The organism is Streptomyces sp. NPDC018029 (genome assembly GCF_044327655.1).
Taxonomy (GTDB): Bacteria; Actinomycetota; Actinomycetes; order Streptomycetales; family Streptomycetaceae; genus Streptomyces.
This window is the reverse complement of sequence record NZ_JBIRFV010000002.1, coordinates 813,753-835,116: the sequence shown is the minus strand read 5'-3', so window position 1 is coordinate 835,116 and position 21,364 is coordinate 813,753. Positions and strand designations below refer to the sequence as shown.

Here is a 21,364-nt window from a genome sequence, read left to right as displayed (position 1 = left end):
CCAGGCCGGTGCACACCCCCGCCGAGTCCGGCCCGGCACCTGGAGGCCGGCGCTGCGGGGTCCGTTGCGACCCATGGTCGCTGGTGGCCGTCGACACCCTCCGGGGGCAAGGCCGGCTTGCCAGTTACTCCTCGGCCTGCGTCGGCCTGGTGTGCACCCTTGAGCTCGGTGAGTTGACGGAGGGTGCAGCCCTGTGGGTCAGCGGGATGTGCCGGGAGCGTCGGGCTGGGGCCGCCACGCCGAAGTCCTCAGGAGGCGGAGGCCGTTGAGGCCGACCAGGATCGTAGAGCCCTCGTGGCCCGCGACGCCGAGGGGGAGGGGCAGGTGCCCCGCCAGGTCCCAGACGACCAGTGCGCCGATGCAGACGGAGGCGATGACGAGGTTCTGCACCACGACCCGCCGGGCCCGGCGGGAGAGGGCCACGACCGCCGGGACCGCGGTGAGGTCGTCGCGGACGACGACCGCGTCTGCGGTCTCCAGGGTCAGGTCGGAACCGGTCCCGCCCATGGCGACGCCGATGTGCGCGGCGGCGAGCGCGGGCGCGTCGTTGACGCCGTCGCCGACGACCAGGACCCGCTCCCCCCGCTCCTCCCACTGTCGCACGGTGGCGACCTTGTCCTGCGGGAGCAGCCCGGCCCGCACGTCCTCGATCCCCGTCTCCCGGGCCGTCGGCGAGGCGGCCCGGGCGCTGTCACCGGTCAGCAACGCCGGTGCGGAGCCGGTGAGCCGACGCAGTGCGGCGACCGCTTCGGCGGCCTCGGGCCGCGGCAGGTCGGTGAGGTGCAGGGTCGCGACGGGCACGCCGTCGACCAGGACGACGGCGACAGTGCGGGCGTCGTCGTCCTCGGGCCGGTCCGGCGCGGCCGTGGCGACGGGCCGGTCCGGGCTGTGGGCCGCCATCTCGCCGCCGGCCACGACCGCTCGCTCGCCGGGCCCGGCCTGGGCGCCGAAGTCCCGTGCGCCGGAACCCGGTTCCGCAGTGCAGCCCTGCGTGGATCCCGGCCGGACCACGGCGACGGTGCGGCCGTCGTCCTCGGGCAGGTCCGGCGCGTCCGTGCCGAGGAGCCGGTCGGGTGTGGCCGTGCCGAGGGGCAGGTCCGGCGCGGCCGTGGCGCGGAGCTTCTCCGGCGTGGTCGTGGCGCGGAGTTGGTCCGGCGGCGTCGGGGTGAGGAGGCGATCCCGCGGCGTCGGGGCGAGGAGGCGATCCGGGGTGCCGACCTCGACCACGTGGCCCGCGACGACCGCCCGTACGCCGCGTCCCGGCTCCGCGGTGAAGTCCCGGGCGGGCTCCGGGGTCAGGCCGCGTTCACGGGCGGCGGTGACCACGGCGCGGGCCAGCGGGTGCTCGCTGGGGTGCTCGGCGGCCGCTGCGAGGGCGAGCACCTCGTCCTCGGTCAGCTCCGTGCCGGGCAGCCGCCGGACGTCCGTGAGCCGGGGCGTGCCCTCGGTGAGCGTCCCCGTCTTGTCCAGGGCGACCTTGGTCACCGCGCCCAACCGCTCCATCACCACGGCGGACTTGACGAGCACCCCGTGCCGCCCGGCGTTGGCGATGGCCGACAGCAGCGGCGGCATCGTCGCGAGGACCACCGCGCACGGCGACGCCACGATCATGAAGGTCATGGCCCGCAGCAGCGTCCCGGCGAAGTCGGCGCCGAGCGCGAGCGGGACGGCGAAGAGCGCGAGGGTGGCCACCACCACGCCCACCGAGTACCGCTGTTCGACCTTCTCGATGAACAGCTGCGTCGGCGCCTTCGTCGCACCGGCCTCCTCGACCATGGCGACGATGCGGGCGATGACCGAGTCCGCCGGGTCCCGGTCGACGCGGACGCGCAGCACCCCCGTGCCGTTGAGGGTGCCGGCGAACACCGTGTCGCCCGGCTCCCTCGGCACCGGCAGCGGTTCGCCGGTGATCGTGGCCTGGTCCACCTCGCTGCCGCCGTCGAGCACGGTGCCGTCGGCGGGCAGCCGCTCACCCGGCCGTACGAGCACGGTGTCGCCGACCCGCAGCGAGTCGACCCCCACCCGCTCCTCCCCGACCGTCCCGCCCGTCTCCGTCACCCGCACCGCCATGGCCGGCGCCAGGTCGAGCAGCCCCCGCACGGAGTCCGTGGTGCGCCGGGTGGCGAGCGCCTCCAGCGCCCCGGATACCGCGAAGATGACGATGAGCAGACCGCCGTCGAGGAACTGCCCGATGGCCGCCGCGCCGAGGGCCGCGACCACCATCAGCAGGTCGACGTCGAGGCTCCGCTCCCGCAGCGCCCGGAGCCCCGCCACGGTCGGCTCCCAGCCGCCGGCGACGTAACAGAGGACGTAGAGCGGGCCCCACAGCAGGCCGGGCGCCCCGGCGAGTTCGAGCGGGCACGCGAGCAGGAACGCGGCGGTGGCCAGCGCCGCCCAACGGGCCTCGGGCAGGGCGAGGAAGCGGGTGCGGCGCGGTGGTGCGGGTGCGGCAGGGGTGAGGGGCGGGGCCGGCCGGTCGCCCACCAGGGCGGAGGACCCAGAGGACTCGGAGGACCCAGAGGACCCGGAGGGCGCGGAGGACGCAGAAGATGTGGAGGGCATCGGGGCACACCTCTTCGTGGACGGGGCAGGGCGAAGGGGCCGGGCGGCGAGCGGAGGGGCCACGCGGCGGCGCGGGCCGTGACGGCCTCGCGAACGGTCCTCACCATAGCGGAACACATGAAGAGGTCTTCAAGTGTATGACGAGTAGGATTGCCGCATGGGACACGGAGTCGACAGCGAGATCAGCCCTGCCACACACCTCGACGCGGACTCCGCCGCCACGATCGCCGCCACGCTCCAGGCGCTGGCCACGCCGTCCCGGCTGATGATCCTCAGCAAGCTGCGCCAGGGCCCGTGCGGTGTCGGCGCGCTCGCCGAGGCGGTCGGCATGGAACAGTCGGCGGTCTCCCACCAGTTGCGCCTGCTCCGCGCCCTCGGCCTGGTCACGGGCGCCCGCGAGGGCCGCCGCATCGTCTACAGCCTGTACGACAACCACGTGGCCCAGCTCCTGGACGAGGCCGTCTACCACATCGAGCACCTGCGCCTAGGCGCCCGCGACACACCCGCACGCGGCGACACACGCTGAACGTCGGGCTCTGACCCGTGCCCGTGGGATCAGCCCAGCACCCCCACCCGTGGGGTCAGTCCAGCACCCCCAGTTCCGGATCCGGCCGCACCGGTGCGCGGCGCACCCGGGCAGTGCCCGGCGCCACACCCACAGTGGTGCGGTCGGCCAGATCGTCGACGACGTCGAGCAGACTGCCCGCCCGCGTGTGGACGGCCCGCTGTCGCTCGGCCCCGCCGCCGTACGTGACGAGCCGCCGCAGGACCGTGGTCACCTGCCCGAGGTCACCGTGCGCCGCCAGGGCCGGGCGGGCGTAGTCGAGGAGCTGCCGCACCAGGTGCGCGGTCGGCACGAGCCGGCTCGTCCGCGGGTCGAGGCTGTGCCCGGTCAGGCCGTCCCGGGCGCAGCGCCAGTACGCGGCGCGCAGCAGGGCGTCGTCCACGGCGGGGCCGGGGTCGCCGCGCCGCACCCGCTCAAGGGCCTGGACGACCAGCGCCCGCACCAGGACGGCAAGGACCGCGCCCTCCTCGACGTTCGTGGTGACGTCCATCGCCCTGATCTCCAGGGTGGGCAGGTGCGCGCACGGGCGTACGTCCCAGTAGAGCGAGCGTTCGCCGTGGGTCGCGCCCGCCACCTGCAGCGAGGCCGCGAGCGCGTCGTAGTGGGCGGCCGAGGAGAAGTACGGCGGGGGCCCCGCCACGGGCCAGCGCGTGGCGCCCAGGGTCCGCCAGCTGCAGTACCCGCTGTCGCGCTCCTCCCAGAAGGGCGAGTTCGCCGACAGCGCCACGAGGGTGGGCAGCCACGGCCGGAGGTGGTTGCTGGCGAGGACGGCGTGGTCGCGGTCGGGAACCTGCACGTGGACGTGGAGGCCGCAGAAGGCGAAGGTGTCGTACAGCGACCGGAACGTCTCGACCTGGGCGAGGTAGTGGGGGTCAGTGCTGAGCGGTATCGGCGCGCGCATGCCGAGCAGGGGCGTGGCGGAGGCGACGAGGCGCAGGCCCTCGTCGGCCGCCGCGGCGGCGACGGCCCGGCGGACGCGTCGCAGCTGGTGAAGGAGTTCGCCCAGCGTTCCGCAGGGTGGCGTCTTGCCCTCCACCTGGTACTGCGACGCCTCGCCGGTGACGAGGTCCCCGACCACCGGTTTCAGGCGGGGCAGGACCCGGGAGGCTGCTGCGACGACGGCACGGTGCGAGGCGTCGACGAGGAAGTACTCCTCCTCGACGCCGACGGGGGGAAGGTGGTCCGCCATACGTGTCGTGTCCTTCGGAGAGAGGATGGATGACGCGTGCCTGTCCACCTTCCTCGCCCGGAGCCGTGACGGCGAGTCCGCACGGCCGGGCTCAACGGTGCACGCCCACCCCGGACAGGCCCGGCGCGAGCTCGGGCCGCAGCACCAGGTCCTCGTCGTAGGCGCCGCCGTTCTCGTGGTGGAAGGGCAGCGGATCGGTGGTGTGCAGGGTGCGCAGGCGCTCCCTCAGCTCCGCCGCTTCGCGGGCGTACCCCGCGGCGGTGAGCCGGTCGGCGCCGTACACGACGAACGGCGGCAGCGCGGCCATGCCCGTGTACCAGAACGTGCCGTGCAGCAGGGGGAACAGCACCTGGTCGAGCTGGCCGTGGATGCCGCGCGGGCCGAAGCCGGACTCCCGGGCGCCGACCGAGGTGACGACGAGCGCGCGCTTCCCGGCCAGGCCGCCGTCCCCGTACCGCGGGGTGCGGCCGTCGGGTCCCTTCAGGCCGAAGCCGAAGCCCTGGACGAGCACGCGGTCGAACCAGCCCTTGAGGATCGCGGGCGGCCCGAACCACCAGAGCGGGAACTGGAAGACCAGCGTGTCCGCCCATGCGATCTTCTCCTGCTCGCGGCGGATGTCCTCGCTCAACGACCGCTCCTTGTAGGCGCGTTCCTGCTCGGCGCCCACGAAGAGCCGCTCGCGCGGCCGGTCCCCGAAGTCGTCGGCGTCCACCACGGCCTTCCAGCCCATGCGGTACAGGTCCGACGTGCGGTGCTCGTGCCCGAGGGACTCCAGCGTGCGCAGCCCGTCGGTCATCAGGGAACCGCCCAGCGAGCGCCGTTCCGGATGTGCGAATACCCAGAGGATCTTCATGCCTCCGATCTTGGGCCGCCCTCCTCACCGGCCACGAGTGGCCAGATGGCCATGGTCCGCAAGGATCTGGCCAGTCCTGATCTTCCCGGGAACTCGACGGCGACCGCGTCCGACTCCTGAAGCGGTGCGGGCCGTCCGGTCCGCGCCTGCGCGCGATCGGGAGCGGTGATGGCTGACCACCAAGGCCGGGCGATGGCTGAACACCAAGGCCGGGTGGCTGACCACCAACGGCGGAGATTCGTGCCGCCGCCCGCGCTCTGCGGCTTCCTCCTGCTGCTGGTGCTGATCTTGGCCGCGTCGTACGCCGTGGGGCGGGCGGCCGGACCGGTCGCGCCCGGCATGCACGAATCGACCACCGACTCCGGGACCGGTGACGGCGGCGGAGACGGCGGCGGCGTGGGCGGTACGCACGGCGGAGGCCACTGATGGCCACCGGAGCGGCGGACGCCGCCGTCACCACCGATCTGGCCATCGGCGGCATGACCTGCGCCGCCTGCGTGAACCGGGTCGAGAAGCGGCTCGGCCGGCTGGAGGGTGTGAGCGCGACGGTCAACCTCGCGACCGGCCGCGCCCGGATCAGCCACCCGCCGCACGTCACACCGGACGAACTCGTCGCCTCTGTGGAGCGGGCCGGCTACACGGCGGAGCTGCCACCGCCGCCCGAGCCGGCCGCCGGGGAACGGCCACCGGACGGAGCGGAGCCGACGGATTCCGGGGCCGACCGGGAACGGCAGCGGCAGCGGGAGCATCTGCTCGTCACCGCTCTGCTCGCGGTGCCCGTACTCGTCCTCTCCATGGTGCCCGCCCTCCAGTTCCGCAACTGGCAGTGGCTCTGCTTCGCGCTCGCCGCGCCGGTCGCCACCTGGAGCGCGTGGCCGTTCCACCTGCGTGCGCTGCGCAACCTGCGGCACTCGGCGGCCACCATGGACACGCTGGTCTCCCTCGGTGTCGCCGCGTCCTTCGGCTGGTCGGCGTACGCGCTCTTCCTCGGCGGCGCGGGCGTCCCCGGCATGACCATGCCGTTCACCCTGCTGCCCACCGCCGACAACGGCACCGCGCACGTCTATCTGGAGGCGGCCGTCGGCGTCCCGCTGTTCGTCCTCACCGGGCGGTTCCTGGAGGCGCGGGCCCGGCACGGCACCGGCGCCGCCCTGCGCTCCCTCGCCGGGCTCACCGTCAAGGACGTCGCCGTACGGGACGGCGCCACGGAACGCCTCGTCCCGCTGGGGCAGTTGGGTGTCGGGCAGGTCTTCGTGGTGCGGCCCGGCGAGCGGGTCGCCACCGACGGGACCGTCGTGGAGGGCAGCTCAGCCGTGGATCTGTCCCTGGTCACCGGGGAGAGCGAACCCGTCGAGGTCGGGCCGGGCTCCCGGGTGACCGGCGGCGCCGTCAACGCGGGCGGCCTGCTCCTCGTCCGCGCCACAGCCGTCGGCGCCGACACACAACTGGCACGCATCACCCAGATGGTGACGGAGGCTCAGGCGGGCAAGGCGGGCGCGCAGCGGCTCGCCGACGCGGTGGCCGGAGCGTTCGTGCCGGTGGTGCTCGCGCTCGCCGCCACGGTCCTCGGCTTCTGGCTCGGTGCCGGAGCCGACCCGCAGGCGGCCGTCACCGCCTGCGTGGCCGTCCTCGTCGTCGCCTGCCCGTGCGCCCTCGGGCTCGCCACCCCCACCGCCCTGATGGCCGCCACCGGCCGCGGCGCCCAGCTCGGCGTCCTGGTCAGCGGCCCGCAGGCCCTCGAAGCGCTGCGGCACATCGACACCGTCGTCCTGGACAAGACCGGCACCCTCACCTCGGGCCGCATGAGCGTCACCGCGGTCACGGCGGTGCCCGACGGCATCGGCGAGGAGGCGGTGCTGCGGCTCGCCGGGGCCGTGGAGGAGGGCTCGGAACACCCGCTGGGCCGGGCGATCACCTCGTACGCGAAAAAGTCCCTGTCCGTTCAGGCGCTGCCGCCGGTGCGGGAGTTCAGCGCGGTGGCGGGGCAGGGCGTCCGCGGCGAGGTCGACGGGCACCTCGTCGAAGTGCGCTCGCCCGGCGACGAGTTGACCGGCGAGCTCGCCCGCGCGCTGGCAGCGGCCGAGGCCGCCGCGCACACCCCCGTCCTGGTCCGAGTGGACGGCGTGCCCGAAGCGGTCGTCGCGGTCGGCGACCTGGTGCGGCCCGGCAGCTACCGCGCCGTGGACCGGCTGCGGCGCCTCGGGGTGCGCCCGGTCCTCGCCACCGGCGACCGCGAGGCCACCGCACGCGCGGTCGCCGCGCAGCTCGGCATCGACGACGTGCACGCCCGCTGCACCCCCGAGGACAAAGCCGCTCTCGTACGGGAGGCGAAGGCGCGCGGCCACCGGGTCGCGGTCATCGGCGACGGGGTGAACGACGCCGCGGCGCTGGCCGGCGCCGACCTCGGGATCGCCATGGGCGGCGGCACCGACGTGGCCATCGGGGCGGCCGACGTGACGCTGGTGCGCGGCGACATCGAAGCCGTCGCGGACGCGGTCCGGCTCGCCCGGCGCACCCTGGGCACGATCCGCGTCAACCTCCTGTGGGCCTTCGGCTACAACGCCCTCACCGTGCCGCTCGCCGCCGTCGGCCTGCTCAACCCCATGGTCGCCGCCGCGGCGATGTCGGCGAGCTCCCTGCTGGTGGTCGGCAACAGCCTGCGCCTGCGCACCTGGCGCCCCACCCGCGGCCCGTCCCCCGGCGGGCCACGCCGCGCCACGCGGGGAGGCACACGATGACCGCCGACCCGAACCCCTGGAAGCCGGACCGCCAGAGGCTCCGCGAGGCCTTCGGTGCCGCGCTCGAACCCCTTGCGGCCTGTGCCGTCGCGCTCGGGCTGCTCACCACGTGGGTCGGGTTCGGTGCCGCGGGCAGTCCGGCCCGGGTCGAGGTGTCCACCGGGACGGTCTTCCGGCCGCAGGGGAACACGAAGGAGACCGCCGCGTTCTTCCGGATCTCCAACACCGGCGGCTCCGACGACGCGCTGACGTCGGTGACGTCCCCCGCCTTCGACGACGTGATGCTCAGCCGGTACACGCCCACGGGCCGCGGCGCCGCCGGCATGCGCATGGTGGGCTCCGCCGCCGTCCCGGCCGGTGAAGGCCTCACCATGTCGCCGCGCGGCGTGGACATCATGGTGCGCGCGCGGGGCCCGCTCCGCCTCGGCGACCGCGTGCCGTTCGTCCTCACCTTCCGGCACGGCGGCACGGTCAGGACGGAGGCGGTGGTGATCCGCCCGTCCGTCTGGACGCCCAAGCCCTAGGGCGCCGCCACCGACGCCAGGAAGTCGTCGAGCAGCGCGGTCTGCCGCCCCACGGAGAACCGGTCCGGGTCGAAGAGGGCCTGGACGACGAGGCCGTGGGTGAAGGCGACGGCGGTGGCGGCGAGCTGTTCCGGATCGGCGGCGGCGGGCAGCTCGCCGAGGTCGCGGGCGGCTTCGAGGTGGGGGCGGAGCGTCGCGCGGAGCCGTTCGTAGCGGCCGGCCTGCTCCGCGGCGAGTTCGTCGTCGGCGAGGGAGAGGTCCCAGGAGCTCACCCAGACGCGGTTGCGGGCGGTGTCGCCCGGGGTCAGCGGCAGGATGTCCAGGAGCATGGCGCGCACGGTGGCGAGGCCCGCCGCGGGACGCGTCCGGCGCGGCCGCTCGGCCGTGCGCTTCTCCAGCAGGTCCAACGCGTGCGTGAGCAGGGCCCGCTTGGTCGGGAAGTAGTGCATCAGCATGCCGGTCGACACACTCATCGCGGCGGCGACCGCGCGCAGGGTCAGGCCGCCGAACCCCTTGTCGGCGAGGACCTGCCACACCGCCTCCGAGACGTCTTGGCGGCGGGCTTCACGGTCTCCGGGTGCGGGTGGCATGCTGCTACCTTACGTACCGAACGCTTGTTACGCACCCGCGCACCCCCGCACCCGCGCACCCCCGCACCCAACGCACCAAAGAGAGCGAGACTGCCGTGTTCACTGTGCCGCTCGGCGACCGTGCCCTGCTCCGCCCGCTGGAGCCCTGGCACGCACCGGAGTTCCTCGCCCACATGGACCGCGCGAGGCCCACCGTCGACCCGTGGATACCCTGGGCGACCTTCAGCACCGACCTCGAATCCGCCACCGCCACCCTCCAGCGCTACGCCGACCGCTTGGCCGCGGACACCGGCCGCCTCTACGGCATCTGGCTGGACGACACCCTGGTCGGCGGCGTCATGTTCACCCGCTTCGACGCCGAAACGGGAGTGTGCGAGGTCGGCTGCTGGCTGGAGCAGGCCGCCGAGGGGCGCGGCCTGGTGACCCGGGCCTGCCGGGAGCTGATCGACTGGGCGTTCCGCGAACGCGGGATGAGCCGGGCCGAGTGGTGGGCGGGGTCGGGCAACACGCGCAGCACCGAGGCCGCGCGCCGCCTCGGCATGACCCGCGAGGGCGTGCTGCGGCAGCGTTTCCCGTACCGGGGCGTGCGCCAGGACAGCGAGGTCTGGTCGGTCCTCCGCGACGAGTGGCCGCCCACCGGGGAGGAGTCCGGCTCCGGCGTCCAGGCCGAACTCGACCGGCTGATGGGCGTGTTCATCGGGGCCTTCACCAACACCGGCGGCCGCGTGCCGGACCTCGGCGTCATCCGCGACGTCTTCATCCCGGAGGGCAGGATCATCGCGAACGTCGGGGACGAGCCGGTGATCTACGACCTGGACGCGTTCATCGAACCCCGGCAGAAGATGCTCACCGACGGGACGCTGACGGAGTTCTCGGAGTGGGAGGTCTCCGCGCGCACCGAGATCTTCGGCTCGGTCGCCCACCGGTTCAGCGCCTACCGCAAGTCCGGCCGCCACCACGGCGCACGGTTCGAGGGCTCCGGCCACAAGACCACCCAGTACCTCCGGACCCCGGCGGGCTGGCGGATGTCGTCGCTCGCCTGGGACGACGCGCCCGCCACCGGCGCCGAGTAGCCTGCCCGCACCCCCCGTCTACACTCGCGCTGCGCACCTGATGGCAGTGTGAGCCGTATGGCACTGTGAGCTGTTTGGTGCTCCGAGCCGAGGGGAGGGGAGAGGGTTATGAAGATCCTCATCAGCGCCGACATGGAGGGCGCCACCGGCGTGACCTGGCCGGCCGACGTGCTGCCCGGGACCCCGCAGTGGGAGCGCTGCCGGTCCCTGTTCACCTCGGACGTCAACGCCGCCGTGCTCGGGTTCTTCGACGGCGGCGCCGACGAGGTCCTCATCAACGAAGCGCACTGGACCATGCGCAACCTGCTCCTGGAGCAGCTGGACGAGCGCGCGGAGATGCTCACCGGACGGCACAAGTCGCTCTCCATGGTGGAGGGCGTGCAGCACGGCGACGTGGACGGCATCGCCTTCGTCGGCTACCACGCGGGCGCCGGCATGGAGGGCGTCCTCGCGCACACCTACCTCGCCAACCAGATCACCGGCGTGTGGGTCAACGGCGTCCGGGCCAGCGAGGGGCTGCTCAACTCGCACGTCGTCGCCGAGTACGGCGTCCCCGTCGTACTCGTCACCGGCGACGACCTGGCCTGCGAGGACGCCCTCGGCTACGCGCCGGGCGCGCTGAAGGTCGCCGTCAAGGACCACGTCTCGCGGTACGCGGCGGTCTGCCGCACGCCGGCCCGCACCGCCGCCGACATCCGCGCCGCGGCGAAGGAGGCCGCCACCCTCGCCGTGCGCCACGAGCCGGTCGTCGGCGGTCCTTTCACCGTGGAGGTCGAGTTCGACGCCGAGCACCTCTCCATGGCGGCGACCGTGGTGCCGGGCGTGCGCCGTACGGGGGAGCGCAAGGTCGCGTACGACAGCGAGACGATGTACGAGGGGATCCGTACCTTCAAGGCGGTTACGACGATCGCCTCTGCCGCCGTGGAGGAGCAGTATGGCTAGCCAGCAGACGGAGCAGGAGCCGGCGTCCGGGGAGCGGGAGCCCGGGGACCGGGTGGACGCGCGGGCGCTCGACGAGGTCGTCACGTTCACCTCCGAGCTCATCCGCATCGACACCACCAACCGCGGCGGCGGCGACTGCCGCGAGCGGCCCGCCGCCGAGTACGCCGCCGAGCGCCTCGCCGAAGCGGGACTGGAACCGACGCTCCTCGAGCGCACCCCCGGCCGCACGAACGTCGTCGCCCGCATCGAGGGCACCGACCCGGGCGCCGACGCGCTGCTCGTCCACGGCCACCTGGACGTCGTGCCCGCCGAGGCCGCGGACTGGAGCGTCGACCCGTTCTCCGGGGAAGTCCGCGACGGCGTCGTGTGGGGCCGGGGCGCGATCGACATGAAGAACATGGACGCGATGATCCTGTCCGTGGTCAGGATGTGGGCCAGGGCCGGGGTGCGACCGCGCCGCGACCTCGTGATCGCCTTCACCGCCGACGAGGAGGCCAGCGCCGCCGACGGCTCCGGATTCCTCGCCGACCGGCACGCCGGGCTCTTCGAGGGCTGCACCGAGGGCATCAGCGAGTCGGGCGCCTTCACCTTCCACGACGGCCGGGGCAATCAGATCTACCCCATCGCGGCGGGGGAGCGCGGCACCGGCTGGCTCAAGCTCACCGCGCGCGGCAAGGCCGGCCACGGCTCCAAGGTCAACCACGCCAACGCGGTGAGCAGGCTGGCCGGCGCCATCACCCGCATCGGCGAGCACCGCTGGCCGGTCCGGCTCACCCCGACCGTCCGCGCCTCCCTCGTCGAACTGGCCACGCTCTACGGCCTGGAGACCGACCCCGAAGCGCCCGGCTTCGACGTGGACGCCTTCCTGGAGAAGCTCGGTCCGACCGCCGACCTCGTCGCCCCGACGGTCCGCAACAGCGCCAACCCGACGATGCTGCAGTCGGGTTACAAGGTCAATGTGATCCCTGGTGAGGCAGTGGCGTACGTCGACGGCCGCTTTCTGCCCGGCGGCGAGGAAGAGTTCCGCCGCACGCTTGACCGGCTCACCGGCCCTGACGTCGACTGGGAGTTCCACCACCGCGAGGTGGCGCTGCAGGCGCCGGTCGACTCGCCGACGTACGCGCGCATGCGGGCGGCCGTCGAGGAGTTCGCGCCGGAGGGCCACGTCGTGCCGTACTGCATGTCGGGCGGCACGGACGCCAAGCAGTTCTCGCGACTCGGCATCACCGGCTACGGCTTCTCGCCGCTGAGGACACCGGAGGGCTTCGACTACCAGGCGTTGTTCCACGGGGTCGACGAATGTGTGCCCGTCGACGCACTGCACTTCGGCGTCCGCGTCCTCGACCGCTTCCTGCGGACGGCCTGACGGAAAATGGGGGAAGAGAAGGACATGATGCAGACCCGGGCGTACGGATCATGGCCGTCGCCGATCGACGCCGAGCTCGCCGCCACCCACGACGGCGCTCCGGGGTACGTGGGCTTCGTCGGCGCCGAGACCTGGTGGACCGAACCGCGCCCCACCGAGGCGGGCCGGCGCGCGCTGGTGCGGCGGCTGCCCGACGGCGAGGAGCGCACGGTGCTCCCGGCGCCGTGGAACGTGCGCAGCCGCGTCGTCGAGTACGGCGGCCGCCCCTGGGCCGGCGCCGAGCGCCCCGAGGGGCCCCTGGTGGTCTTCGTCGACTTCGCCGACCAGCGCCTGTACGCGTACGAGCCCGACACCCCCGGCGCCGAACCGAGACCCCTGACCCCGGTCTCGGCCGTCGGCGGCGGACTGCGCTGGGCCGACCCGGTGCTCCACGCCGACCGCGGCGAAGTCTGGTGCGTCCTGGAGGAGTTCACCGGCGAAGCGCCCACCGACCTGCGGCGCGTCATCGCGGCCGTGCCGCTCGACGGGTCGGCGGCCGAGGACCGGGGCGCCGTGCGCGAACTGTCCGACGGCAGGCACCGGTTCGTCACCGGGCCCCGCCTGTCGCCCGACGGCACCCATGCCGCCTGGATCGCCTGGGACCACCCCCGCATGCCGTGGGACGGCACGGAACTGACGCTCGCCGAGGTGCGCGACGACGGCACCTTCGGCGCGGCACGGACCTTCGCGGGCGGCCCCGAGGAATCGATCGTGCAGGTCGAGTGGGCCCACGACGGACGGCTGCTGTTCTCCAGCGACCGCACCGGCTGGTGGAACCTGTACCGGGCCGACCCCCACACCGCCGACGTACGGCCGCTCTGCCCCCGCGAGGAGGAGTTCGCCGGGCCCCTGTGGCAGATCGGCCTTAACTGGTTCGCCCCCCTGGAGAGCGGACTGATCGCCGTCGTGCACGGCAAGGGCGCCACCGCACTCGGCATACTCGACCCCGAGACGGGCGAGGTCGTCGACTCGGCGGGCCCCTGGACGGAGTGGGCGTCCACCGTCGCCGCACACGGAACACGCGTCATCGGCGTCGCCGCGAGCCCCCGCAGCGCGTACGAGGTCGTGGAACTGGACACCTGCACCGGCCACGCCCGCGTCATCGGCGCCGCCCACGACGACCCGGTCGACCCCACGTACTACCCGGAACCGCAGATCCGCACCTTCTACGGCCCGGCGGGACGCGAGATCCACGCGCACATCTACCCGCCGCACCACCCCGGCCACATCGCGCCCGACGACGAGCTGCCGCCCTACGTGGTGTGGGCGCACGGCGGCCCCACCGGCCGCTCGCCCCTGGTGCTCGACCTGGCCGTCGCCTACTTCACCTCGCGCGGCATCGGCGTCGCCGAGGTCAACTACGGCGGCTCCACCGGGTACGGGCGCGCCTACCGCGACCGGCTGCGCGAGCAGTGGGGCATCGGTGACGTCGAGGACTGCGCGGCCGTCGCCCTCGGCCTCGCCGACGAGGGCACCGCCGACCGGGCCCGGCTCGCGATCCGCGGCGGCAGCGCGGGCGGCTGGACCACCGCTGTCTCCCTGACCAGCACGGACGTCTACGCCTGCGGAACCATCATCTACCCCGTGCTCGACCTCGCCGCGTTCGCGTCGGGGGAGACCCACGACCTCGAATCGCGGTACCTGGAGTCCCTCGTCGGCCGGCTCGACGAGGTCCCGGGGCGGTACGCCGAGCGCTCGCCCGTGCTGCACGCCGAACTGATCACCACCCCGTTCCTGCTGCTCCAGGGGCTCGACGACGTGGTCTGTCCGCCCGCCCAGTCCGAACGGTTCCTCGCCAGGATGGCGGGGCGCGGCGTCCCGCACGCCCACATCGCCTTCGAGGGCGAGGGGCACGGGTTCCGCCGCGCCGACACCATGGTCCGCGCCCTCGAGGCGGAACTCTCGCTGTACGCGCAGGTGTTCAGGCTCGACCTCGCGGGCCCTGTGCCCACCCTGGAGCTCACCAAGTGACACCTCTCGTGCGGCCCGCCCGCCTCACCCCCGGCGCGCGGGTCGCCGTCGTCGCGCCGAGCGGACCCGTCCCCGACGACCAGCTCGAAGCGGGCCTCGACATCCTGCGCGGCTGGGACCTGGACCCCGTGGTCGCGCCCCATGTGCGCGAGCGTCACCCGGAGTTCTGGTACCTCGCGGGGGCGGACGCCGACCGCGCCCGCGACCTGGAGCGGGCCTGGTGCGACCCGTCCGTGGCCGCCGTGTTCTGCGCCCGCGGCGGGTACGGCGCCCAGCGGATGGTGGACCTCGTCGACTGGGCGGCGCTGCGGGCGGCGACACGGGCCACCGGGCCCAAGGTGTTCCTCGGCTACAGCGACATCACCGCCCTGCACGAGGCCTTCGCCACGCGGCTCGGCGTCGCCACCCTGCACGGCCCGATGACGGCCACGACCGACTTCCTGAAGAACACGCGGGCCCAGGAACACCTGCGGGCGACGCTCTTCGCGCCGGAGGAGACCCAGGTCGTCCGGACCGCGGCAGCCGACGCGGCGCCGCTGGCCGGCGGCCGGGCCAGGGGTGTCACGCTCGGCGGCTGTGTGTCGCTGCTCGCCGCCGACCTCGGCACGCCCACGGCCCGGACCTCCGCCCGCGGCGGCCTGCTCTTCATCGAGGACACCGGCGAGGAGGCGTACCGCCTGGACCGGATCCTCACCCAACTCCTGCGTGCCCGCTGGCTGGACGGCGTGGCGGGGATCGTGCTGGGCTCGTGGCAGAAGTGCGGGACCCGCGACGAGCTGCGGGCGCTCTTCGCGGACCGGCTCGGCGGGCTCGGTGTGCCGGTGGCCGAGGAGTTCGGGTTCGGGCACTGCGAGGGGGCGCTGACGGTGCCGTTCGGTGTGGCGGGCGAACTCGACGCGGACGCGGGGACGTTGACGCTGGACGAGCCCGCGCTGGCCTGATGGGCGGACAGAAACCGCTGTCACGGGCATTGACCTCTACATGACACGTGTCACAGCATGACTCCGGCCGGTACTTACCGGCCAGTAGTCACCGGTCGTCGGCCGTCCTCAGCGTGGAGGTCCCCTTGTCCCGTCGCCGTGCCCTGACCCTCGCCACCGCGGCGGCGCTCGCCGCGCCGCTCGCGCTCGCCGCCCCCGCACCGGCGAGCGCCGCGGGCCAGTACACCGTCACCGCACTGAAGTTCACCGTCCAGGCGGGCGGCAGGAACTGCACGATCGACGCCGACCTGTACCGGCCCGCCGGCGTGGACGCCGCGCACCCCGCGCCGGCCGTGCTCACCACCAACGGCTTCGGCGGCAGCAAGTCCGACGGGACCGCCGCCACCGGGAAGGCCTTCGCCGAGCGCGGCTACGTCTCTCTCGTCTACTCCGGACTCGGGTTCGGCAAGTCGGGGTGCCTGATCTCCCTGGACGATCCGGAGATCGACGGCAGGGCGGCGTCCGGACTCATCGACTTCCTCGGCGGCAAGCGGGCCGCCGACGACGGCACAAGGGCCGACTACGTCACCGCCGACGGCAAGGGCGACCCGCGCGTCGGCATGATCGGCGGCTCGTACGGCGGGGCCGTCCAGCTGGCGACCGCCGCCGTGGACCACCGGGTCGACGCACTCGTCCCGATGATCACCTGGCACGACCTCGCGTACTCCCTCGACCCGAACAACGCGGCCGACCGCAGCGTCCCCGGCGCCGCCAAATGGCAGTGGATGAACGGCTTCTACCTCATCGGCGAGGGCCAGCCGCTCCTCGTCCCCAACCTGGACCCCTCCCGCATCAACCGCCTCGACTGCCTGCACTTCGTCACCAAGGCGTGCGAGACGATCCGCACCCTCAACTCCGGCCGCTACCCGGCGGACAGGACCGCGGCGCTCCAGGAGTTCGCGCGAAGCGTCTCCCCGGTGTCGTACCTGCACAAGGTGAAGGCGCCGACGCTCCTCGTGCAGGGGCAGGCCGACAGCCTCTTCAACCTCAACGAAGCCGAGGCGACGTACAGCACACTCAAGGCCCAGGGCACCACGGCCAAGATGATCTGGCAGTCCTGGGGACACAGCGGCGGCACGACCGATCCCGCCTCCGGGGAACTCAATCTCGAACAGGGCAACTTGGAGACGTCGTACGTCGGCAAGCGCATCCTCGCCTGGTTCGACCGCTACCTCCACCTGAAGAAGGACACCGACACCGGCCCCGCCTTCGCCTACTACCGCGACTGGATCACCGGCCCGGACAACACCTACGCCACCGCCCCCGAAGTGCCCGCTCTCAGCGGCAGGTTCTACCTCTCCGGCGACGGCAAGCTCGTCGACAACAGAAAGAAGGTGGCCCGCGGCAGCCGCGAGTACCGCAACTGGCTGATCCCCACCAGCCATTCGGAGTCCTCGCTCGCCGGCATGCTCGGCCTGCCGGACCCGCGGCCGCACGACACCAGGGGCACCTACCTCGACTGGACCACCGAGCCCTTCACCGGCCCGGTGGACGTCGTCGGCGCGCCCAGGGCGACGCTGCAGGTGATCTCGCCGCGGACCGAGCGCGTGCAGCACTCCGGGGACGCCGCCGACAAGCTCGTCCTCTTCGCCAAGCTGTACGACGTCGCGCCCGACGGCAAGAAGACCCTCGTCCACCGCCTCGTCGCGCCCGTGCGGGTGCCGGACGTCACCAAGCCGTTCACGGTCTCGCTGCCCGGCATCGTGCACCGGTACGAGAAGGGCCACCGGTTGCAGTTCGTGGTGGCGGCGAGCGACGGGGCGTACGGCGGCAACAAGGGCGTCAAGCCCGTGACCGTCACCAGCGCCCCCGGGGACACCGGCGTCCTCGACCTGCCGGTCGTCGGCCACTGACCTCCGCGACCGTCCGCCGCCGTCACCCGTACGGCCCACCGCCCCGCCCCGGAGGCACCCCACCGCGCGCGCTCCGCTCCCCGGCTGCCCATGCTGGGGGCGGGGGAGGCCGGCGTACCTCCGACGGAAGGGTCCACACCATGAGCCCCAACACCTCCACGGGCGGCTCCAAGGGCGGCGGCCCGGGCGGCGGGCTGATGACACCCGGCAGGGTGACCGTCGCCGCGATCGTCGTCCTGACCCTCGTCTTCATCTTCGAGAACACCCGCAGCACCAAGATCCGCCTGCTCATCCCCGAAGTGACCATGCCCCTGTGGATGGCCCTCCTCGGCACGGGGCTCATCGGTGCCCTGTGCGGCGCCTACTTCATGCGAAGGCGCAGGTGAGAGGAGGGTCGGCGGTGCGGGGCCGGTGTGGTCGCGGCCGCCCCGCGACGTAGCGTGGACGCATGTCCGGTCACACCGCACCCCTCGCCGAAGGCCCTCGCGTGGGCATACGCCCCCTCACGCCGGAGGACGGCCCCGAGTTCACCGCACGCGCCAGGGAGAGCCGGGAGCTGCACCACCCCTGGCTCTTCCCGCCCTGCACGGACGACACCTTCCGCGCGTACGCCGGGGCGCTCGTCGAGGATCCGGCCAGGGCCGGGTTCCTGGTGTATGAGCGCGACAGCGGCGCCGTCGGCGGGTTCATCAACATCAACAACATTGTCCGGGGCGCCTTCCGCAGCGGCGCCCTCGGTTACGGTGCCTTCGCGCACGCCGCCGGGCGGGGCCTGATGAGCGAGGGGCTCGGCCTCGTCATGGCGTACGCCTTCGGCGACCTCGGACTGCACCGCCTAGAGGCCAACATCCAGCCCGGGAACGAGGCTTCGATCGGCCTTGTCCGCCGCGCGGGCTTCCGGTACGAGGGCTTCTCGCCGGATTTCCTCTTCATCGACGGAGCCTGGCGCGACCACGAACGCTGGGCGGTCACCGCCGGGACGGCGAGTGCCTCGGCGGACTCCGGCCCTCCCCGGCATCCGGGAGCGGCGACTCCTCAGGCGTGAACCGCATTTGAGCCAGGCCGCGTTCGCCGGAAGTTCCCGCGGTGGCGGCAGTGTTGAAAGCGTCGGGCCACGTCCCGGAGGATGGGCGGCATGCGGAATATCGTGGTCGTCGACGCCCCCTCCAACCTGGGCCTGCGCCCGCCCGCCCCCGGCACCGTGCCCGGCTGCCACAAACTGGCCGGAGCGCTGCGCGAGCGGGGCCTCCTGCGCCGCCTCGCGGCCTTCGAAGGCGGCGTCGTGGTCCCACCCCGCTACGACCGCGGGGACTGGCAGGAGGGCGACGGCGTCTTCCACGCGGACGCCATCGCCTCCTACACCCGCAGGCTCGCCGACCGCATCGAACACCACGTGCGCGCCGAGGACTTCGTCGTCGTCCTCGGCGGCGACTGCTCGATCCAGCTGGGCGCCGCGCTGGCGCTGCGCCGCATCGGGCGGTACGGACTCGCGGCCCTGGACGGCTCCGCCGACTTTCGGCACCCCGGCAACTCCGACCGGATCGGCGCCGCGGGCGGCGAGGAGCTCGCCCTCGCGACGGGCCGCGGGCAGCGCGACCTCACCGACCTGGAGGGGCTGCGGCCCTACCTGCGCGACGAGGACGTATGCCTCTTCGGACTGCGGGACGGGGACGAGGACCGCGCAGAGTTCACCACCCTGAAGATCGCCAACGCGACCGTCGGCGAGCTCAGGAAGTGGGGCGCGGAGAACGTCGCCCGCGCGGTCACGCAGACCCTGGAAGTGCCCGAACTCGACGGGTTCTGGGTGCATCTGGACGCGGACATCCTCGACCCTTCGGTGATGCCCGCCGTCGACAGCCCCGAGCCCGGCGGCCTGTTCGCGGACGAACTCCTCGACCTGCTGCGGCCGTTCGTGCGCTCGCCGCGCTGCGTCGGCCTCAACGTCACCATCTACGACCCGGACCTCGACCCGGACGGCAAGGCGGGCGACCTGCTCACCGACGTGATTGTCTCGGCCCTCGTCCCGTCCTGAGCGGCCGCCGCCGCGCGGCCGTGACGGCCTTCGCGCCAACCCGGCCAGGGAGACCTCTGGCCGCCGCCCCGCGGACCGTGTTCCATGGTGATCGTGAAGACCACCGTGCGACGCGACGTACTGACTCTGCCCGCCGCGGGGACGGGGCCCGAGAACCCGCTGCCGCCCCTGCTGCCGCTGCGGAGAACGCACACCCTCGACGAACGCGCCAAGGAAGGGCTGCCGCGCGACATGGCGCGGCAGATCGGTTACGAGCCGCTGAGCTCACCGCTGCCCACCCGGATCCTCGACGGATACGGCCGCGAGCGCACCGACACGGCCGTCGACGTGCTCGTCGTCGAGAACGACCGGCTGCGCGCCACTGTCCTGCCCGGGTACGGCGGCCGCGTCCACTCGCTCCTGCACAAGCCGACCGGACGCGAACTCCTGTACCGCAACCCGGTGTTGCAACCCGCCGCTTTCGCGCTCAACGGCGCGTGGATCTCCGGCGGCATCGAGTGGAACATCGGCGCCACCGGCCACACCCCCCTCTCCTGCGCCCCCGTGCACGCGGCCCGCGTGCCGGCGCCCGACGGCGGCGAGATGCTGCGCCTGTGGGAGTGGGAGCGGCTGCGCGACCTGCCCTTCCAGGTCGACCTGTGGCTGCCCGAGGGATCGGACTTCCTCCACGTCGGTGTCCGCGTCCGCAATCCGCACGAGAGGCCCGCGCCCGTCTACTGGTGGTCGAACATCGCGGTGCCCGAGGAGCGCAGGGTGCTCGCCCCCGCCGACGAGGCGTGGCACTTCGCGTACCAGGCCGGCGGCTTCCGGCGCGTGCCCGTGCCGGAGTCCGACGGCGTCGACCGGACGTACCCGCTGCGCAGTGAGTACCCCGCCGACTACTTCTACGACGTGCCGGACGGCGAGCGGCGGTGGATCGCCGCGCTCGACGACACCGGGCACGGGCTCGTCCAGACCTCCACGGACCTGCCGCGCGGCCGCAAACTCTTCCTCTGGGGCACGGGCACCGGAGGTCGGCGCTGGCAGGAGTGGCTCACCGAACCGGGCACCGGCGGCTACGCGGAGATCCAGTCGGGCCTCGCCCGCACCCAGCTGGAACACGTCCGCCTGGAAGCGGAGGCCGAGTTCAGCTGGCTGGAGGTGTACGGGCCCCTGACCGCGTCCGCGGACCGCGTGCACGGCGACTGGGCGGGAGCACGGGACGAGGTCGCCGCGCGGCTCGGCGACGCGCTGCCGAGGGAAGCCGTGGACGCGGCCCACGAAGCGTGGCTGACCGCCGCCGACACCGAGCCCGCCGACGTGCTCGCCGTGGGCTCGGGCTGGGGTGCGCTCGAAGTCCTGCGCGCGGGCTACAAGTTGCCCGGCACGCCCTTCCCCGAGTCGACGCTCGGCCCCGAGCAGGAGCCGTGGCTGGAGCTGCTGCGCTCGGGCGCCGTCCCCGAGCCGCGCAAGGTCGCGCCGCCCGGGCCCACGCTGGTCGCGCGGCACTGGCGGGACATGCTGGAGACGGCGCCCGCACGGCCGGTCGCCGAGTACCACCTGGGCGTCGCGCAGTGGCACGCGGGCGACCGTGCCCAGGCCGTCCGCAGCTGGGAACGCGGCCTCGAACTGGCCCCCTCGCGCTGGCCGTTGCTCCGCTGCCTCGCCGTCGCCGACCACGCCGAGGGCAACACCGAGCGGGCCGCCGACCGGTATGCGGTGGCCTTCGACGACCTGTGCCAGGAGCGGCGCGACGACGGACCCGCCTGGACCGCGGCCACCGCCGCGCTCGGCAGGGAGGCGATCACCGCGCTGCTCGCCGCGCACCGCACGGAAGCGGCCCGCGCGGTCTGGGACCGCCTGCACGAGACGACCCGCGCCGAGGGCCGCTTCCGCCTCCTGGAGGCGCAACTGCGCCATGCCGAGGGCGACATGGCGGGCGTGCGCGCCGTCTTCGAGTCCGGCTTCGAGGCGGCGGACCTCAGGGAGGGCGCGGAGACGCTGGGTGACCTGTGGACGGCGGCGACGGGGGAGGAGGTACCGGCGCGGTACGACTTCCGGATGCGCCCGGACCACACTCCCTAGGCTCTTTGCGCGGGCGGCACCCT

General features: G+C 73.7%; 18 protein-coding genes. 14 read left to right on the top strand and 4 right to left on the bottom strand.

All coding sequences use genetic code 11. The features are described from left to right. Nucleotides 1–198: 198 nt before the first annotated feature. Complete coding sequence (locus ACH4D5_RS07890; RefSeq protein ID WP_398299706.1) at nucleotides 199–2,562, bottom strand: heavy metal translocating P-type ATPase; 2,364 nt, start codon at nucleotides 2,560–2,562, stop codon at nucleotides 199–201. Between the two features lie 157 nt (nucleotides 2,563–2,719). Here ACH4D5_RS07890 and ACH4D5_RS07885 point away from each other — a divergent pair, with 157 nt between their 5' ends. Continuing rightward, nucleotides 2,720–3,088 carry an ArsR/SmtB family transcription factor gene (locus tag ACH4D5_RS07885; protein WP_398299704.1) on the top strand — a complete coding sequence of 123 codons (369 nt, stop codon included), beginning with the start codon at nucleotides 2,720–2,722 and terminating at the stop codon, nucleotides 3,086–3,088. Nucleotides 3,089–3,143: 55 nt separating this feature from the next. Here ACH4D5_RS07885 and ACH4D5_RS07880 read toward each other — a convergent pair whose 3' ends face one another. Together ACH4D5_RS07880 and ACH4D5_RS07875 are read right to left on the bottom strand one after the other, a co-directional pair. Further along, complete coding sequence (locus ACH4D5_RS07880; protein WP_398299703.1) at nucleotides 3,144–4,316, bottom strand: glutamate--cysteine ligase; 1,173 nt, start codon at nucleotides 4,314–4,316, stop codon at nucleotides 3,144–3,146. 91 nt (nucleotides 4,317–4,407) lie between these two features. After that, nucleotides 4,408–5,169: an NAD(P)H-dependent oxidoreductase gene (locus ACH4D5_RS07875; protein WP_398299701.1), complete on the bottom strand. Its 762-nt coding sequence runs from the start codon at nucleotides 5,167–5,169 to the stop codon at nucleotides 4,408–4,410. A gap of 192 nt (nucleotides 5,170–5,361) precedes the next feature. Here ACH4D5_RS07875 and ACH4D5_RS07870 point away from each other — a divergent pair, with 192 nt between their 5' ends. From ACH4D5_RS07870 to ACH4D5_RS07860, 3 genes are read left to right on the top strand one after another with little or no spacing between them, the layout of a single operon-like run. Beyond that, nucleotides 5,362–5,595, top strand: a complete 234-nt coding sequence (locus tag ACH4D5_RS07870) for a hypothetical protein (RefSeq protein ID WP_398299699.1) — start codon at nucleotides 5,362–5,364, stop codon at nucleotides 5,593–5,595. After that, on the top strand, nucleotides 5,595–7,907 hold the full coding sequence (locus ACH4D5_RS07865; RefSeq protein WP_398299697.1) for a heavy metal translocating P-type ATPase: 2,313 nt from the start codon (nucleotides 5,595–5,597) through the stop codon (nucleotides 7,905–7,907). The genes ACH4D5_RS07870 and ACH4D5_RS07865 overlap by 1 nt, the downstream gene beginning before the upstream one ends. Beyond that, nucleotides 7,904–8,431: a copper chaperone PCu(A)C gene (locus ACH4D5_RS07860; RefSeq protein WP_398299696.1), complete on the top strand. Its 528-nt coding sequence runs from the start codon at nucleotides 7,904–7,906 to the stop codon at nucleotides 8,429–8,431. The genes ACH4D5_RS07865 and ACH4D5_RS07860 overlap by 4 nt, the downstream gene beginning before the upstream one ends. On the opposite strand, the gene ACH4D5_RS07855 is transcribed toward ACH4D5_RS07860, so the two are convergent. Then, nucleotides 8,428–9,021 carry a TetR/AcrR family transcriptional regulator gene (locus tag ACH4D5_RS07855; RefSeq protein WP_398299694.1) on the bottom strand — a complete coding sequence of 198 codons (594 nt, stop codon included), beginning with the start codon at nucleotides 9,019–9,021 and terminating at the stop codon, nucleotides 8,428–8,430. The two genes, ACH4D5_RS07860 and ACH4D5_RS07855, sit on opposite strands and share 4 nt — an antisense overlap. Before the next feature lie 95 nt (nucleotides 9,022–9,116). Here ACH4D5_RS07855 and ACH4D5_RS07850 point away from each other — a divergent pair, with 95 nt between their 5' ends. From ACH4D5_RS07850 to ACH4D5_RS07805, 10 genes are all read left to right on the top strand, one after another. Next, on the top strand, nucleotides 9,117–10,094 hold the full coding sequence (locus ACH4D5_RS07850) for a GNAT family N-acetyltransferase (RefSeq protein ID WP_398299693.1): 978 nt from the start codon (nucleotides 9,117–9,119) through the stop codon (nucleotides 10,092–10,094). Nucleotides 10,095–10,202: 108 nt separating this feature from the next. Beyond that, nucleotides 10,203–11,036 carry a M55 family metallopeptidase gene (locus ACH4D5_RS07845; protein WP_398299691.1) on the top strand — a complete coding sequence of 278 codons (834 nt, stop codon included), beginning with the start codon at nucleotides 10,203–10,205 and terminating at the stop codon, nucleotides 11,034–11,036. After that, nucleotides 11,029–12,402: a M20/M25/M40 family metallo-hydrolase gene (locus ACH4D5_RS07840; RefSeq protein ID WP_398299689.1), complete on the top strand. Its 1,374-nt coding sequence runs from the start codon at nucleotides 11,029–11,031 to the stop codon at nucleotides 12,400–12,402. Before ACH4D5_RS07845 ends, ACH4D5_RS07840 begins: the two co-directional genes overlap by 8 nt. A gap of 27 nt (nucleotides 12,403–12,429) precedes the next feature. Next, nucleotides 12,430–14,412 (top strand): prolyl oligopeptidase family serine peptidase, encoded by a 1,983-nt coding sequence (locus tag ACH4D5_RS07835; RefSeq protein ID WP_398300003.1) that lies wholly within the window; start codon nucleotides 12,430–12,432, stop codon nucleotides 14,410–14,412. Further along, on the top strand, nucleotides 14,409–15,353 hold the full coding sequence (locus ACH4D5_RS07830; protein ID WP_398299687.1) for an LD-carboxypeptidase: 945 nt from the start codon (nucleotides 14,409–14,411) through the stop codon (nucleotides 15,351–15,353). The genes ACH4D5_RS07835 and ACH4D5_RS07830 overlap by 4 nt, the downstream gene beginning before the upstream one ends. A gap of 125 nt (nucleotides 15,354–15,478) precedes the next feature. Then, a complete protein-coding gene (locus tag ACH4D5_RS07825; protein WP_398299685.1) occupies nucleotides 15,479–17,245 on the top strand; it encodes a CocE/NonD family hydrolase in 1,767 nt (588 codons plus the stop codon). Between the two features lie 140 nt (nucleotides 17,246–17,385). Then, the gene (locus ACH4D5_RS07820; RefSeq protein ID WP_398299683.1) at nucleotides 17,386–17,631 is read left to right on the top strand and encodes a DUF1049 domain-containing protein; all 246 of its coding nucleotides are present in this window, start codon (nucleotides 17,386–17,388) and stop codon (nucleotides 17,629–17,631) included. Nucleotides 17,632–17,693: 62 nt separating this feature from the next. Further along, entirely contained in the window at nucleotides 17,694–18,290 is a 597-nt protein-coding gene (locus ACH4D5_RS07815; RefSeq protein ID WP_398299682.1) for a GNAT family N-acetyltransferase, read from the top strand. A gap of 90 nt (nucleotides 18,291–18,380) precedes the next feature. After that, nucleotides 18,381–19,277: an arginase family protein gene (locus tag ACH4D5_RS07810; RefSeq protein ID WP_398299680.1), complete on the top strand. Its 897-nt coding sequence runs from the start codon at nucleotides 18,381–18,383 to the stop codon at nucleotides 19,275–19,277. 84 nt (nucleotides 19,278–19,361) lie between these two features. Beyond that, nucleotides 19,362–21,341, top strand: a complete 1,980-nt coding sequence (locus tag ACH4D5_RS07805; RefSeq protein ID WP_398299678.1) for a DUF5107 domain-containing protein — start codon at nucleotides 19,362–19,364, stop codon at nucleotides 21,339–21,341. Nucleotides 21,342–21,364: the final 23 nt, after the last annotated feature.

Coding starts and splice junctions, on each gene's coding strand:
- ACH4D5_RS07890 (WP_398299706.1), bottom strand. CDS start 2,562: ATGCCCTCCACATCTTCTGCGTCCTCCGCGCCCTCCGGGTCCTCTGGG.
- ACH4D5_RS07885 (WP_398299704.1), top strand. CDS start 2,720: ATGGGACACGGAGTCGACAGCGAGATCAGCCCTGCCACACACCTCGAC.
- ACH4D5_RS07880 (WP_398299703.1), bottom strand. CDS start 4,316: ATGGCGGACCACCTTCCCCCCGTCGGCGTCGAGGAGGAGTACTTCCTC.
- ACH4D5_RS07875 (WP_398299701.1), bottom strand. CDS start 5,169: ATGAAGATCCTCTGGGTATTCGCACATCCGGAACGGCGCTCGCTGGGC.
- ACH4D5_RS07870 (WP_398299699.1), top strand. CDS start 5,362: ATGGCTGAACACCAAGGCCGGGTGGCTGACCACCAACGGCGGAGATTC.
- ACH4D5_RS07865 (WP_398299697.1), top strand. CDS start 5,595: ATGGCCACCGGAGCGGCGGACGCCGCCGTCACCACCGATCTGGCCATC.
- ACH4D5_RS07860 (WP_398299696.1), top strand. CDS start 7,904: ATGACCGCCGACCCGAACCCCTGGAAGCCGGACCGCCAGAGGCTCCGC.
- ACH4D5_RS07855 (WP_398299694.1), bottom strand. CDS start 9,021: ATGCCACCCGCACCCGGAGACCGTGAAGCCCGCCGCCAAGACGTCTCG.
- ACH4D5_RS07845 (WP_398299691.1), top strand. CDS start 10,203: ATGAAGATCCTCATCAGCGCCGACATGGAGGGCGCCACCGGCGTGACC.
- ACH4D5_RS07840 (WP_398299689.1), top strand. CDS start 11,029: ATGGCTAGCCAGCAGACGGAGCAGGAGCCGGCGTCCGGGGAGCGGGAG.
- ACH4D5_RS07835 (WP_398300003.1), top strand. CDS start 12,430: ATGCAGACCCGGGCGTACGGATCATGGCCGTCGCCGATCGACGCCGAG.
- ACH4D5_RS07820 (WP_398299683.1), top strand. CDS start 17,386: ATGAGCCCCAACACCTCCACGGGCGGCTCCAAGGGCGGCGGCCCGGGC.
- ACH4D5_RS07815 (WP_398299682.1), top strand. CDS start 17,694: ATGTCCGGTCACACCGCACCCCTCGCCGAAGGCCCTCGCGTGGGCATA.
- ACH4D5_RS07810 (WP_398299680.1), top strand. CDS start 18,381: ATGCGGAATATCGTGGTCGTCGACGCCCCCTCCAACCTGGGCCTGCGC.
- ACH4D5_RS07805 (WP_398299678.1), top strand. CDS start 19,362: ATGGTGATCGTGAAGACCACCGTGCGACGCGACGTACTGACTCTGCCC.